General features: G+C 59.6%; 10 protein-coding genes and 1 pseudogene. 8 read left to right on the top strand and 3 right to left on the bottom strand.

Features of this window, described 5'->3' with window-relative positions; all coding sequences use genetic code 11:
* Both OH764_RS25825 and OH764_RS25820 read left to right on the top strand, forming a co-directional pair.
* Positions 1-822 (top strand): HpcH/HpaI aldolase/citrate lyase family protein, encoded by an 822-nt coding sequence (locus OH764_RS25825; RefSeq protein WP_498849015.1) that lies wholly within the window; start codon positions 1-3, stop codon positions 820-822.
* Positions 823-1,310: 488 nt separating this feature from the next.
* Complete coding sequence (locus tag OH764_RS25820) at positions 1,311-2,033, top strand: YoaK family protein (RefSeq protein WP_498849014.1); 723 nt, start codon at positions 1,311-1,313, stop codon at positions 2,031-2,033.
* Positions 2,034-2,311: 278 nt separating this feature from the next.
* Here the strand turns inward: OH764_RS25820 and OH764_RS25815 are convergent.
* Both OH764_RS25815 and OH764_RS25810 read right to left on the bottom strand, forming a co-directional pair.
* Positions 2,312-3,883, bottom strand: a pseudogene (locus OH764_RS25815) (methyl-accepting chemotaxis protein); the annotation flags it as partial.
* 1,059 nt (positions 3,884-4,942) lie between these two features.
* Positions 4,943-5,545: a phosphatase PAP2 family protein gene (locus OH764_RS25810; RefSeq protein ID WP_498849013.1), complete on the bottom strand. Its 603-nt coding sequence runs from the start codon at positions 5,543-5,545 to the stop codon at positions 4,943-4,945.
* A gap of 958 nt (positions 5,546-6,503) precedes the next feature.
* Here OH764_RS25810 and OH764_RS25805 point away from each other — a divergent pair.
* The 3 genes from OH764_RS25805 (at position 6,504) to OH764_RS25795 (ending at position 9,915) form a co-directional block, all read left to right on the top strand.
* Entirely contained in the window at positions 6,504-7,874 is a 1,371-nt protein-coding gene (locus tag OH764_RS25805; protein WP_498849012.1) for a sensor histidine kinase, read from the top strand.
* An 11-nt stretch (positions 7,875-7,885) separates the two neighbouring features.
* Positions 7,886-8,560, top strand: a complete 675-nt coding sequence (locus OH764_RS25800) for a response regulator (RefSeq protein ID WP_498849011.1) — start codon at positions 7,886-7,888, stop codon at positions 8,558-8,560.
* 227 nt (positions 8,561-8,787) lie between these two features.
* Positions 8,788-9,915 (top strand): porin, encoded by a 1,128-nt coding sequence (locus OH764_RS25795; protein WP_498849010.1) that lies wholly within the window; start codon positions 8,788-8,790, stop codon positions 9,913-9,915.
* Positions 9,916-10,089: 174 nt separating this feature from the next.
* On the opposite strand, the gene OH764_RS25790 is transcribed toward OH764_RS25795, so the two are convergent.
* Positions 10,090-11,151: a YncE family protein gene (locus tag OH764_RS25790; RefSeq protein WP_498849009.1), complete on the bottom strand. Its 1,062-nt coding sequence runs from the start codon at positions 11,149-11,151 to the stop codon at positions 10,090-10,092.
* A gap of 411 nt (positions 11,152-11,562) precedes the next feature.
* Between OH764_RS25790 and OH764_RS25785 the strand changes: the two genes are divergently transcribed.
* The 3 genes from OH764_RS25785 (at position 11,563) to OH764_RS25775 (ending at position 14,051) form a co-directional block, all read left to right on the top strand.
* Positions 11,563-11,979: a cupredoxin domain-containing protein gene (locus tag OH764_RS25785; protein WP_498849008.1), complete on the top strand. Its 417-nt coding sequence runs from the start codon at positions 11,563-11,565 to the stop codon at positions 11,977-11,979.
* 178 nt (positions 11,980-12,157) lie between these two features.
* Entirely contained in the window at positions 12,158-13,066 is a 909-nt protein-coding gene (locus OH764_RS25780) for a LysR family transcriptional regulator (RefSeq protein WP_498849007.1), read from the top strand.
* Positions 13,067-13,181: 115 nt separating this feature from the next.
* Positions 13,182-14,051, top strand: coding sequence for a class II aldolase/adducin family protein (locus tag OH764_RS25775; RefSeq protein WP_498849006.1), 870 nt, complete (start codon positions 13,182-13,184; stop codon positions 14,049-14,051).
* Positions 14,052-14,092: the final 41 nt, after the last annotated feature.

Here is a 14,092-nt window from a genome sequence, read left to right as displayed (position 1 = left end):
ATGACCGGACATGGCGCTGGGAAGCACCGCTCCTTTCTTTTTGTACCCGGAAGCAGGCCGGAGCGTTTCGATAATGCGATGAGAAGTGGTGCTGACGCAGTGATCATCGATTTGGAGGACGCAGTTGCGGCACCAGACAAGGCATCGGCCCGTCAAGCAATCGCTGACTGGGCGAGAGAGGACCGTGTGGTGTATGTGCGTGTCAACGCCCGCGGCACTTCCTGGTTTGAGCAGGACGCACAGTTGAGCAGCCTGCCGGGAATCGCCGGGCTCGTGCTGCCGAAAGCGGAATGTTCCGCGGACGTGGCGGCCCTCCTATGTGCGGCAAGGCAACAAACGGCCGTTTTCCCGCTTATCGAAAGCGCGAAGGGCATGTGCAACGCGCTTGAAATCGCGACGGCGCCACATGTGCGTCAGCTCATGTTCGGCACGCTCGACTTCATGCTGGACATGCAGATGGAGGTGGCCAACGAGGAACTCAACGGCTTTCGTGCGGAGTTGACGAAATTCTCGCGTGTGGCGGGCATTGACGCACCCATCGATGGCGTAACGGCTGCGGTACACGACGAGTCGCAGCTCGAGCGCGACACTCGCAACGGAAAACGATTTGGATTTTTCGGCAAGCTGTGTATTCATCCGAAGCAGGTGGCCAAGGTACACCAGTGTTATGCGCCGTCGGAAAAAGACATAGCGTGGGCGCGACGTGTACTCGGTGCGGCGCGCGACGCGAACGGCGCGGCATTGATGGTCGACGGAAGCATGGTGGACCGGCCTGTCGTCCTGCGGGCCGAGCGAATCATGAAACTTGCTTCGACGAGCTGACGCAACGCCCGGCGCACCGCGAGATGCGCTATAAAATTGGCTGCTTCGCCCTACAACTCGAACACGCTGTGGATTCCATCGTCGCGGCTTCCATGAGAAAAATCGGCCCCGCATTCTCCTGAAACCAGAACTGCTCCACCGTGCTTGCCAGATAAGGCTCAAGTGTGGCCAGCGCTTCGATTGGCGGAAATACTGGCGCGGTTCAGGCGTCAGCGATTCGATCTGGCATAACCGCGCTACACAGTGAGTTCTGGACCGTGATCGGCCAGGAAGTGACGGTCGGCAGTTTAGGGCCGCAGTCCGCTATCGATACATGAGCCGCCGTTCCTCCCCTGTCAGCCGTGAACGACCATGCGGCGATAGGGAATCCGACAGAGTCAACGCAGGGAGGTAGTCACGGCTGAAGCAGCGTCGTCTCATGTTAGGATCGACAAGCGCACTCGTGTGCAAACCTTTGTGAACCGCCCCCCGATACCGAACTGATCCGCATGCCCATCAATTACCTTCGCGGTTTCACGGCGCCTGAGCGCAGCGACGTCGCGAATCGTCGCCTCGGGCGATCGCTCGCGTTCGTCGCTGGAGCAGCCAACGCTGGCGGATTCCTTGCTGTGGGTCAGTACACGTCACACATGTCTGGCATTGTGTCGTCGCTTGCCGATAATGTCGCTGTGGCGGGGTTGAGTTCCTTGCTGTCGTTCCTCGTCGGCGCAGCCACGTCAGCGATCCTGATCAACTGGGGGCGACGCAGGCGCTTGCAGAGCCAATACGCGATGCCGTTGATGCTAGAGGCGTCGCTGCTTCTGATCTTCGGTGTTCTCGGCTCGAATCTCGAAGCGCACCACGTGCTCTTCGTGCCGGCTACCGTCTGCCTTCTCTGCTACGTGATGGGACTGCAGAACGCTATGATCACAAAGGTTTCAAAGGCGGAAATTCGGACAACACACGTCACTGGTCTCGTGACAGATATTGGCATCGAGCTTGGTAAGCTGTTCTATTGGAACGTCGGGGCAATGCCTGGCAACCTGGTCCGCGGAGATCGACAGAAACTAAGGCTTCTCGGATCGCTGTTACTGTCGTTCCTGGTAGGCGGACTTACTGGCGCAGTGGGCTTTAGACACTTGGGATTTGCGTCGACCGTTCCCCTTGCGATCGTCCTTGTTACTCTCGCCGTTGTCCCCATCGTCGACGATGTGCGTGCTTATCGAGGTTAGGCGAAAGCCAGGCTGCATAGCTTGACAGGTGTCTGCATTCGCACGCGAAGCGGACGCAGATCGGCGCTAATTGATCGACGACTCAAGTCGGAGAGCGCCTATTACCCGAATCGGCTTTCGACGAAGCCCAGCACCGTTTCCACCGGCATCGCTTCCTGCGCGATGCGCGGCGTCAAGCCGGCCGCGCGGCACGCCGAAGTCATCTGAGCGCTCCTTGTCCTGCATTGCGCCACTCGGCGTCATGCGGGTCTGCATTGGCCGGTGTTGGCGTCTTCCTACGATGCGACGAGGCGGAAAAAGGCCACGGATTCGGTCAACTGGTGACCCTGATCCTCGAGCGACTTCGACGCCGCAGCGGCTTCTTCAACAAGGGCCGCGTTCTGCTGGGTCACCTCGTCCATCTGCGTGATTGCTACGTTAACCTGATCGATCCCACGGCTTTGCTCGGCAGAGGCCGCCGCGATCTCGCCCATGATGTCCGTCACGCGCGCAACGGCCTTGGTAACTTCCTCCATCGTGCTGCCCGCGTCGTCGGCAAGGCGCGAGCCGTCCTGGATCTTCTGCACGGAAGCAGCAATCAGGTCCTTGATTTCTTTAGCGGCGCTCGACGAGCGTTGTGCGAGGCTGCGCACTTCGCTCGCTACCACTGCAAAGCCGCGGCCCTGTTCGCCCGCGCGCGCGGCTTCCACTGCGGCGTTGAGCGCCAGAATGTTGGTCTGGAAAGCAATTCCCTCAATGATGCCGGTGATCTCGGCGATCTTCGACGAGCTATTGCTGATATCGCTCATGGTTTCGACTACCTGACCGACGACCCCGCTGCCTTTGTGCGCGATTTCCGACGCATTGCTTGCGAGCGCGCTCGCCTGCTGCGCGTTTTCCGCATTCTGTCGCACGGTGGACGTCAGCTCCTCCATGCTGGTAGCGGTTTCCTGTAGCGAGGATGCCTGCTGCTCTGTACGCGACGACAGGTCCTGGTTGCCTGAAGCAATCTCGCTCGAACCGGTTGCGATGCTGTCCGCTGCCGTGCGGACCTGCGCGATGAGGCGCACCAGGCTCGTTTGCATGTCGCCCATAGAGGCCAGCACGCTGCCCTGCGGAGCATCTGCTGCGCCGGGTACGCTGCTCAGGTCGCCGGCTGCAACGCGGCGCGTGACCCCGCTGAGATCGCGAGGTTCTGCCCCAAGCGCACGCGTCAGCATGCGGGTAATCAGCAGTGCAGCGATCACTGCGAGCGCAACCGCACCAAGGCTGATGCCTATGAGCACTGCGCGCTGGCTTGCATAGTGTTCGGCTGACTCCTGCTTCTGTTGAAGCGCCCCTCCACGCGCCTGGTCCGCGTAGGCATTCGTCGCGTTGATGAGTTGTGTCAGCAATGGCCGACACTGGTCATCGATCATCGTCACGGCGCGGTCGCGCTGGTTATGCAGGGCCGCGTCCACGATCGCGAGCGCGACGGGGCCATACTGTGCTTCCACGCGGTCAATGTCGGCAACCAGAGCGCGCGACTTCTCCGATACCCCGGGATTGTTTTTTACCGCAGCGTCCAGTTCGCCAAGCCGCGCGAGCACATCCTGGTGCGCGCGGGTGACAGCCGCTTTTTCGATTTCCACGTCTTCCGGTTTGGTGACGAGGACGAGATTTCGAACCGCGATAGCACGCCGGTCGACGGCGTTTCGCACCTGCTCCACGAGCTGCGCGCGGGCGCTGGAACCGCTGACATATTGGTCGAAGCGCTTGTTAGCATCGCTCATTGCATTGACCGCAAGCACCGACACGACGAGGAAAAGGCCGGCCAGCAGCCCGAAGGTCAGTGTAAGTCTGGCTCGAACTGTCATCTGCTTAAGTTCCATGCTGCTTCCCCGTTGCTTGATAGAAATGGTGTGGTCATCGACTGAAACTGCCCGTCGCAGAAAAGGCTGCTTGAGCCGCTCTGCCTGGATGCCAGCCGATGTATAGCCTTCGGCAATCTTGTCTCAACGCGGCGCCCCGTCAGGGCGTACGTGCCCAACTGTGCAAGCGGCGACTCTTGCGCGAATTCGCCTTGTTCCCGGCCACAAATCACGTGCACCGGAGACAGCATGTCGACCAGGTAGTCTGTGCGAATGCGGTTTCCGATGGACGCTGTAGCGGCGCGATCCGGAACACGGTGCAGTTCATGACTGAGTCTCCTTCGTTGGAAACGGCGTTGGTCGAGGCTTGGCCAAACGCCGCTGTCAGGCACGTTAACGGTTGGACTGAAACGAACTTTAGGGGAAAGTTTCAATATTTCCATATTTAGACGCGGATGCCCTGAGGGCTCGTGGCGCATCGGTTTCGATCGGAAATTATGTCTGATTGGGCAATTTAGCGAGAAAAAACGACCACTTCCCCTCGTTTGACCGACTTGTCCTTCACGTCGCTTGGCAAAGAGATAACTGATGCCGGAGGTTTTGTAATTTAGATTTCCGGTTTTGCCATATTTTTGCGCACCCCAACCGGATCCCGAATTCGCGCGTCGACGCAAGCTAAGGGAAGGAGGTCGGTGGAAAAGCCCATCATCAGTACGCGAGCCGCAGCCGAACTGCTCGTCGTTTCGATCCGCACAGCGTCGGCCCGGATCGAGCTAAATGCATTGAACTTCCGGAAGGCACCGGGCAGTCCCCCGGCGCGTGCTTCGCGGCGCTCCGCGATCGTGCGTGAAGGCTGTTACCGGGTGCCGGTCGGAGAGCGGGGGCGGCAATGAGGGCGGTACTCGCTCATCATGCCGGGTCTGGAAGGTCCAGGGTGCTGCGGGGGATCTACAGGGACTTCGCCTAGCCGTTGGAGGTGAACGCTCTTGCCAGGAAGCTGGAATGAGCTTGCGGACTTTTCACACCAACTTCCGTGCTGTCATGCTGACTTCGCCAATCGACCAATTCGCCGCCTCGCCGTCACGACGAAAGCCAGCCACGCCCGATGGGCCATGCCAGCAGCTTCCTATACACCGTAATGAGACCGCGAGTCAGTGCCGCGCCAAACATTCTCCATAGCGGAGCAATCAACGCATGGGCTATGCACGCGACGGCGACGGCGCCTGCCATGTCCAACGGAAAATGCACTCCGACAAATACGCGCGCCCATGCCACGGCTAGACCCGCCAGCAACATCGCCAGCCCATAGCGGCGCTCGCGTGCGAGCAGCAAGGTCAGGGCGCTGGTTGCCAACACGGTGACGTGGTCGCTCGGAAACGATGAATCCGGCGCGTGCTCGATAAATGTATGGCCCAGGCCGATCATGAACGGCCGCGGATGCATCCACCCAAGACCAATCAGCTGATTGATGCCGAGCGCCAGCAGGACCGCGCAACACACTCGCACTGCGGCGGCGCGTCGACGTTCGCCGCCCGAGAGCCACAACGCGGCGAGTAAGAGCGGCACGAGATAGATCACGTCATCAGCGATAAAGCGGGCAATGTCGATGAGCCAGACGGGCGTCGACGGTGTCGCGTTGATCGACAGAAAGAGTGCGCGGTTCAGCGCTTCCAGTGCATTCATCGGTCTAGATCGCAGTGAAAATTAGTCGAGCTTAGCCGCCAAATCTTATGGGAAGCTTAGGGCGCGACCAGCACAGTGTCCCGGGCTGATGTCAGGCATCGTGACCAGGTTGCCGCTGCGTACACGCGATGCCTCATACCCCGTCTTCAGTTCAGTGCCGCCACGCCGCAAAGATGCGCGCGTGCGCGGAAGCAATCGCAAGGTCAGCAACCTGTGCAATATGATTGAGCGCGCGCCGCGACGTGATGGTGGTCACCGCTAGCGACATCGACGTGTGATCCCATTACCAGCACAGCGGCGCCGCCCGCTGACTCGCGAGTCGACGTTATAACCTGTCTCCGTGCCTCTTAATGCCGCAAGAAATAAAAAAGCGAAATAGACGTCCTCGTGCTCAAACAATTCGCAGGCCGACAAATACAGCTTACTTCCGAAAGGTGCGACACCAGGAGCTTCTCGCCCTGACGCCTTTAGCTCTTTACTGAAGCGCGAAAGCGGCCCGCGAATCGCACGAAACCGCTATCGAGGTTCGACGCGTCACGACAAGCGTCTCCAAGTTGCGGCATCACGATCATGGATTTCCCCTAAGAAAATCAATTGCCGTGAAAGCGGAGAGAAGGATTTGTCGTCTCATAATCGCGCCGTTAGTCCAAGCGGCCTTGTTAAAAGAAGAGGTAATACTGTCGATTAACCAACGTTTAGCACCCTGTTTCCTTCGATTTTGCTTGCATTTTGCTTGGCATAACAGCGGGACAAAAATTGCCCGGCGGCGTGTGCGCGATGGAGTTAGTAGTCGTGCCGACAAGATCCGTGCTTGCAAGAATGCTCCCGCCGCGCACGAATGCGTTCTTATCAGAAGAAGCGCCGCGTGGTGCCGAGGATCTTTGACGAACTGCATCCGGGAATCAAGAACCTTAATTGAAGTTGCTTCACACGCAGCCTTTGCGGAGGGTAGCCGACCATGATGCGAAGCCTGCGCGCACGGCTGCTTGCGTGGCTGCTGGTTCCGGTCGCGGCGTTTATGTTAGTGACCGGCGTGATGTCGTATGACGCGGCTTGCGAGACCGCCGGACTTCTACAGGACAACGCTTTATTTGCGTCCGCGCGGATCATCGGCGAAGACGTCGATTGGGAGGAGGGCGCGCTGATCGCGAGGATTCCGCCGGCGGCGCTGGAGATATTCGAGTCGCCCTATCAGGACCAGGTGTTCTACCGGGTCGTGAAGGGACAGGACAGATTGTTGGGCGGTAACCCCGATCTCGCGCTGCCTGCTGCGGAAACGCAGGGGCCTGTGTTCTACGACACCGTGCTGGACGGCCACCGTGTTCGTGCCGTGGCTTATAAGCGTGAGCTATACGACTCGGGTGCGATCGAGCCGGTCACGATAGTCGTGGGCAAAACTCAGGCCTCGTACCGGGCGATGCTCGCCAACCTCTGGCGTCCCCAGTTGCTGCGCGAGGGATGCATGCTCGCGCTGGTGATTGCGCTTGTGCTGCTCGGCCTGACTTTCGAGTTGCGCCCGCTCGTGAGGCTGAAGGATGACGTCGCGGACCGCGACGCCCTGCAGCTCGAGCCTGTGAACATCGAGCGCCTGCCATCGGAGCTCTGCCCGGTCGCCGACGCGATCAATCAATGCATTGCGCGGCTCAAGGTGCACGCCACGACGCAGCGCAAGTTCATCGCCGACGCCGCGCATCAGTTACGCACGCCACTCGCGTTGCTCGGGGCGCAGGTTCAATGCGCGCGTCCATGCGAGAACTGCGGACCCATGCTGAACGATGCTCTCTCGGGCATACGTCGCAGCACCGTGAAGATGACTGAAATGACCAATCAGCTGCTGTTGCTGGCACAGGCCGAGTCCTCGTCTCGTGAACGCACGGCTACCAAGGTCGATCTCGCCGCTGTCGTTTCGTGCGTTTTAGAGGAGCTTGTGGACGCAGCGCAGCGGCGGGGAATCGATATCGGCGCGGAGTTGAACGGAACAGCGTTCGTTGCCGGCAGCACGATGCTGCTCATCGCCCTGGTGACCAATCTCGTCGATAACGCGATCCGGTACACGCAGCCGGGCGGCCGAGTAACTGCAACCTGCGAGGAACAGGCGAACGACGTGCTGCTGCAGGTCGTCGACAACGGACCTGGCATTGCACCGGAGTCGCGCGTCCATGTTTTCGAGCGCTTTTATCGCCTGACGACCGATGCGGAAGGAACGGGCCTTGGACTGTCGATCGTGCGCGAGGTCGCGCACTCGCATGGTGGAAGTGTCGAATTGGAAGCGGTTGACGGGAACACGGGTCTCAGGGTGATCGTTCGTCTGCCGAAGTGGCGTGATTAAGGGAAGTTCCGATGAAGCTTTTACTGGTCGAAGACAACACTGAGCTTGCACATTGGATCGCACATCTGCTGCGCCTCGAAAACTTCGCGGTGGACAGCGTGCCTGACGGCGAGTGCGCAGACATGGTGCTGACAACGCAACGCTACGACGTTGTGGTGCTGGACCTTCGGCTACCGCGCATGGACGGCAAGGAGGTGCTCGCACGACTGCGGCGCCGCGGCGACAGAGTGCCGGTCATCATGCTGACGGCGCATGGATCGACCGACGACAAGGTGGACTGTTTCAGTACCGGTGCCGACGATTACGTGGTCAAGCCCTTCGATGCGCGCGAACTGGTCGCGCGCATCAAGGCGCTCATTCGCCGGCAATCGGGCGACATGACGTCATGCCTCACGTGTGGCGATCTGAACTACATATGCGACACTCGTGAGTTCTTCCACAACGATGCTCGGCTCGCGCTGCGGCGCCGTGAACATACGATCCTTGAAACACTGATGTTGCGAAAGGGTAAGACGGTATCAAAATCCGTCCTGATGGAAAGCGTGTTTTGTCTGGACGACGAACCGAGTGCGGACGCGATCGACATCTATATTCATCGCTTGCGCAAGCATCTCGCCAACTGCAGCGCGCAGATCACGACGTTGCGTGGCCTCGGCTATATTCTGCGGCCGAAAGTTATCGAGTAGCTCCAATTTGAACAGCGTCAAAACGGAAGAATCGGTGAATACACTTAGTTGTACCTATGACACAGGAAAGGCGCGCGAAGGATTCAGGTATCTACGATTCGACCATGGTGTGACGGACACCCATGCAAGATCAAGCAAGACCAGACGCGATGAAGCGCGATCACCAACGCCGCCAATGCGGGACCAGAACAAGCAGGTTTTCAACGCAGCAACTCGAGGAGACGAACTTGAAGAAGAGATACCTTACGCTGGCAGTCGTGGCCGGTGTTTGCGGGGCGAACGGTGCGCATGCGCAGTCGAGCGTGCAGCTTTATGGCCTCATGGACCTGAGCGTGCCGACGTATCAGTCCCATGCCAACACAAACGGCGATCACGTGATCGGCATGGGTATTGGCGGCGAGCCGTGGTTCAGTGGTAGCCGTTGGGGCTTGAAAGGAGCAGAAGATATAGGCGGCGGCTCGAAGATCATCTTCCGGCTGGAGAGCGAATACGTTGTCGCCAACGGCGAGATGGAAGATCCGGGCCAGATTTTCGATCGCGACGCATGGGTAGGTCTCGAGAACGATACCTTGGGCAAGATAACGGCGGGTTTTCAGAACACCATTGCCCGTGACGCATCGGCCATCTACGGCGATCCGTACGGCAATGCGCGGTTGACCACCGAAGAGGGTGGTTGGACCAATTCAAACAACTTCAAGCAGATGATTTTTTACGCGGCCAGCGCGACCGGCACGCGCTATAACAATGGCGTAGCGTGGAAGAAGCTGTTCACCAACGGCATCTTCGCCAGCGCAGGCTACGCATTCGGCAACTCAACTAGTTTCGGCTCCAACGCCAATTACCAGGCGGCACTCGGCTACAACGGTGGTGTCTTCGACGTGTCGGGCTTCTATAGTCACGTAAATCGCGTTGGCTTCACAAACCAAACGTGGTCGGTGGGTGGCAACTATAACTTCGGCATTCTGCGCGCCAATGCGGGCTATTTCCGCTACCTTGGCAATCAGGGTTCGCTCGGTCAACGTCAGGATAACGCGTGGACCGTGTCGCTCAGGCTGTCGCCGAAGGGTCCGCTCGACTACCAGCTCGGCTATCAGCAGATGCGCGTGAAGAACGCCGCGTACAACGGCGATGGCGATATCCCGAATGCGAACATTGGCGCTTTCGATCCGACGTCCGGCCTCCATAACGGCTTCAAGGAAACGCTGTATGGTTCGGTGTTCTATCACCTGTCCAAGCGCACTGAGGTGTATTTGGCCGGCGATTACATGAAGCTGCATGGCGGCTACACCGTTGGCTCGACGTTCGGCGCAACCAACCAGCTCGAACTCACCACGGGCGTGCGCACTCGCTTCTGATCGTGGAAACCGTGCCTGCTGATTGATCGACGGGAAATACTCCACGTTGCGGCGGCGGACAAATCCGCTCGCCGCTTTCGTCTGCTGCACGGTCGAGGACGACTGCCATGTTCGGGAACAGGAGGTCGTGGACTTCTTACGTTCAAATCTGTAACTCATCAGGGGGGTATCGTTTCACGGAGACGGCAGAATCGACCGGGGTGCCATGACGCGCAGCACCGGACGTCCGTCGACGTTCTTCAGCGGGAAATAGGCACGATGCGTTGATGGATCGACAGCAACCACATGCGCATTGGGTCCGATACGGCCTTCGCCGATTTTCGACACGCGTGAGGACCCTACGGCAAACATCGACACAATGCCCGCCTCGCCGGCGATATAAAGCGTGCCCGCACCGGGATCGAATGCGAGAACATCGGGATCAGCGCCAACGTCGAATGACTGGACGACCTGCCTGGTGAGCAGGTTCAGCGTCAGCAGCCTGCCGTTGCCTTCACAGGCGACGAACGCGAGGTGTGGCTGCGCAACGATGTAGAGGCCGTGGTTGCCTCGCGCGCCCGGCAGATCGATCCGCGCGACGATTGCGTCGGTCGATGGATCGATCTCGACGAGTTGTCCTCGTGACTGGACATTGACGAAGATATGACGGGATACTGGGTCGTACTGGGTGTTGCCGGCTTCGCCGCCCAACCTGATCGAGTTGGTACGGCGATTGGACTGGGTATCGATTACAGTTTCAGTCCCGCCTGTCTCGTCCGATACATAGAGTTTCCGGGTGTCCGGTGCATATGCCATTCCGTCCGGATAGACGCCCCCCGGCATACGTGCTGCGATTTTCAGGGTGGTCTCGTCGATGGCAACTACTTCGTTCGTGCCGGTCGCGGACGCGTACACGCGCGACTGTTCACGTACTACCAGGACGCCATGAACGGTGGCGACGTTGCCAATTCGGGCGACAACACGTGAGTTTTGCGTGTCGAAAACGATGACTTCGCTGTCGCCCAGGTGCGCGATGAACAGCAAATGTCTATCAGGATCGTAGCTTTCGTAGTCGAGCCGGGTGGCGCGACCGGGCAACGGGATGTCGGCGACGTGCGTCAACGGTAAGTCGACCGTGAGTGACGTGCCAGCAGTGGCCGCGCTGTCATGGATGGCCATTGCCGCAAGTTCGATCATCAAAAGAACGCCGAGCAACTTCGCAATGCAGCGACGGTTCGAGAGGATACGATCTTTCATTACGAATCTCCGCCGAGCCTGGCATGACGACATGCGGCGAGTACCGGGAGATCATAGGCAATTTTCAGCACACCGCACGCGACATCGGACGGAATATTTCGAAGCCCGCTCACGTTCTACTACCGAGGCTCGCCTGCACTGGCGAGCACGGTCCTCATCCGCGATCAATTCACGCGCGCAACGCGTGCAAGCCTGCTTGCGCCGTGGCGTGAAGGCGAAGCGATGTGCGCCGCGAAAGTGGTCTCCCGCGGTCACGGCGGCGAGGGTTCCTAACGATGCATATGGGCGAACGTGCCTGACGCGCGACGATCATCGAGAAAACAGTTGATGGCCTTGCCTTCGGGGCCGGCGAACCCGGCACCGTGGGCCGACGCGTCTCGCGGCAACGCGGCCCTTTCGCGGAGAAACATCATGAACGACAGAAGCCATATCGTTTTTGTTCTGGCGGCGGTTGCGCTCGGCGTCGTGCCGCTGAGCAGTCATGCGGACCAAACGATCCACGTCAAACTCTCGGACAACATGATTCAACTCGATCCCGGCACTGCGAAGGCCGGGCGCGTCACATTCGAGGTGAACAACGCAGCGAACGGCAATACCGAACATGAGTTCGTCGTACTGAGGACAGACCTGGACGACGCGCATCTGCCGGTCCATAAAGGCCTGGTCACGGAAAACCGGTTCAGGAAGATGGGCGAGGTGGAGGACCTTACGCAGGGATCGACCAAGCGCTTGTCATTGAAGCTTGCGCCAGGACGCTATGTGCTGATTTGCAACCGGCCGGGGCACTATGGGATGGGCATGCACACATCGTTCGTTGTCGCGCGCTGAGGGTCGGCTTCGCGCCATACTCAGCCGGAGGCGTGAGCCAGAGGTTGGGCCATAAGCGGCCAGACATCCGCTATGACTGCAACGGCGGCCTCGCAACAGCGGCGGCAAGCAGGCACAGAAGGGACCGCTGCCAATCCGGGTAAACTGCAGAGCCCACTGCCGCACACGGATCCGACAGATGAAAGATGAAAGGTTGCTGGAGATGCGCGTCTTCAAGGCGGTCGTGGAGGCCGGGGGCTTCACCGCTGCGGCAAATATGTTGGGAGTGAGCCAACCCTTCGTCAGCCAAAGCGTCAACGCTCTGGAGCGAAGGCTCGGCGTGCAGTTGCTGCATCGTTCAACGCGTACGCAACGGCTGACCCATGAGGGCGAGCGTTTTCTGCTGTCCTGCAACGACATTCTCGAAAGCCTGGAGGAAGCGGAAGCGCAGGTCCGGTCCAGCGAGCCGACCGGCAATCTGCGCGTCAGCGCGCCTCACGCGTTCGGCATGGATCAACTGGTGGCTGCGCTGCCCGGTTTTCTGTCGTCCTATCCGAAGGTATGCGTGCATTTTTCCCTGTCGGACTCGAACGTCAACCTGATCGAGGATAACTTCGACGTCGCGGTCCGCATGGGCCGGTTGCAGGATTCCTCGTTGCGCAGCCGAAAGCTTTGCGATCTCCAGCGCATCGTCGTGGCGTCTCCGGACTATCTCGCCGCGCACGGCACACCTGTGACTCCGGTCGGCCTGGCGAGGCACGCTTGCCTGACATGGGAGTCGCCGCGCGAGCATCTAAACCTGTGGCCGTTCATGATCAACGGCAGGCTCGAACGAGTCGCGGTACAGGGCAGTTTCCGCAGCACCGACGGCACCACGCTTTTTCAGCTCTGCGTGGCCGGCGTGGGCATCATGCGCCTCGCCGAACACCTGGCATTGCCCGCTATCCGTCGAGGGGATCTGGTGCCGCTCCTCCCGGAGTACCAGGCGAAGGACGACACCGCGATCCATGTCGTCTATCTGCCCGAGCGCCAACTGGTGCCGCGCATTCGCGCTTTTATCGATTATTTCGTCGACGTCTTCCGCGAGCCGCCCTGGCAGAAGCCATAGGCGCCGGAGATTTATATGGCGTCGTAATAAATCCTATTGTCCGCCACGCCTAGATCGGCGGCCGGTCTTTCCTTATCGTTAGCGCCATACGATCACCGCTACGACAGGAGACAGCATGAGCACCGGCACTGGAAAAATCGATATCAGCGCGCAGCAGGCCGAACTGCGCCGCACGATTTCGCATCCCTCGAACAATTCCATTTATCGCCCGAAGCAGGCAGGGCTGAAGTTTCCCGAACTGCCCGACTTTTCGTCGTTCGCGCAGGAACGCCAGCACCGCAAGGAACGCCTCGTGGCAGCCTGCCGCGCTTTTGCGCTGCACAAGCTCGACTATGGTTTCGCCGGTCACCTTACGGTGCGTGACCCTGAGTTTCCGGAGTTGTACTGGACCAATCCGATGGCCGTGCATTTCTCCCAGGTGAAACTTTCCAACCTGATCCTCGCTGACCATACCGGCAAGGTTGTGGAAGGCAAGTACGCACTCAACCGCGCCGGCTTCGTGCTGCACGCAGCGGTGCATGAAGCCAATCCCGACATTGTTGCGATGTGCCATGCGCACACGGTCTACGGCACTGCGTTCGCGGCGCTCGGACGGCCGCTCGACCCTATCACGCAGGACGCGGCGGCCTTCTATGAAGACCATGTCGTGATAAAGGACGAGGCGGGCGCGGTCGCGGTGGAGGAAGAGGCCGGGCTGTCGGTTGCCGACTATTTCAAGAACGTCAAGGCAGCCATTCACCAGAATCACGGGCTGCTGACAGTGAGCCGCCACAGCATCGAAGCCGCCGCGTTCTGGTTCATCGCGCTGGAGCGATGCTGTCAGCAGCAGTTACTGGTGGAGGCGACCGGCATCAAGCCCGTCATGGTGCCTGAGCACAGTTCGCGCTACAGCCGTGAACACGTCGGCAGCGAATACATCGGCTGGCTGCATTTCCAGCCGATTTATGACCAGCTCACGCAGACCAGCCCGGATATGTTCGACTGAACGGCCAGCATAGGCCGTCACATACACAACAGACCGCACCG

Source organism: Burkholderia sp. M6-3 (genome assembly GCF_050858985.1).
GTDB classification, from domain to species: domain Bacteria; phylum Pseudomonadota; class Gammaproteobacteria; order Burkholderiales; family Burkholderiaceae; genus Paraburkholderia; species Paraburkholderia caledonica.
This window is presented reverse-complemented; position numbering and strand designations above follow the sequence as displayed.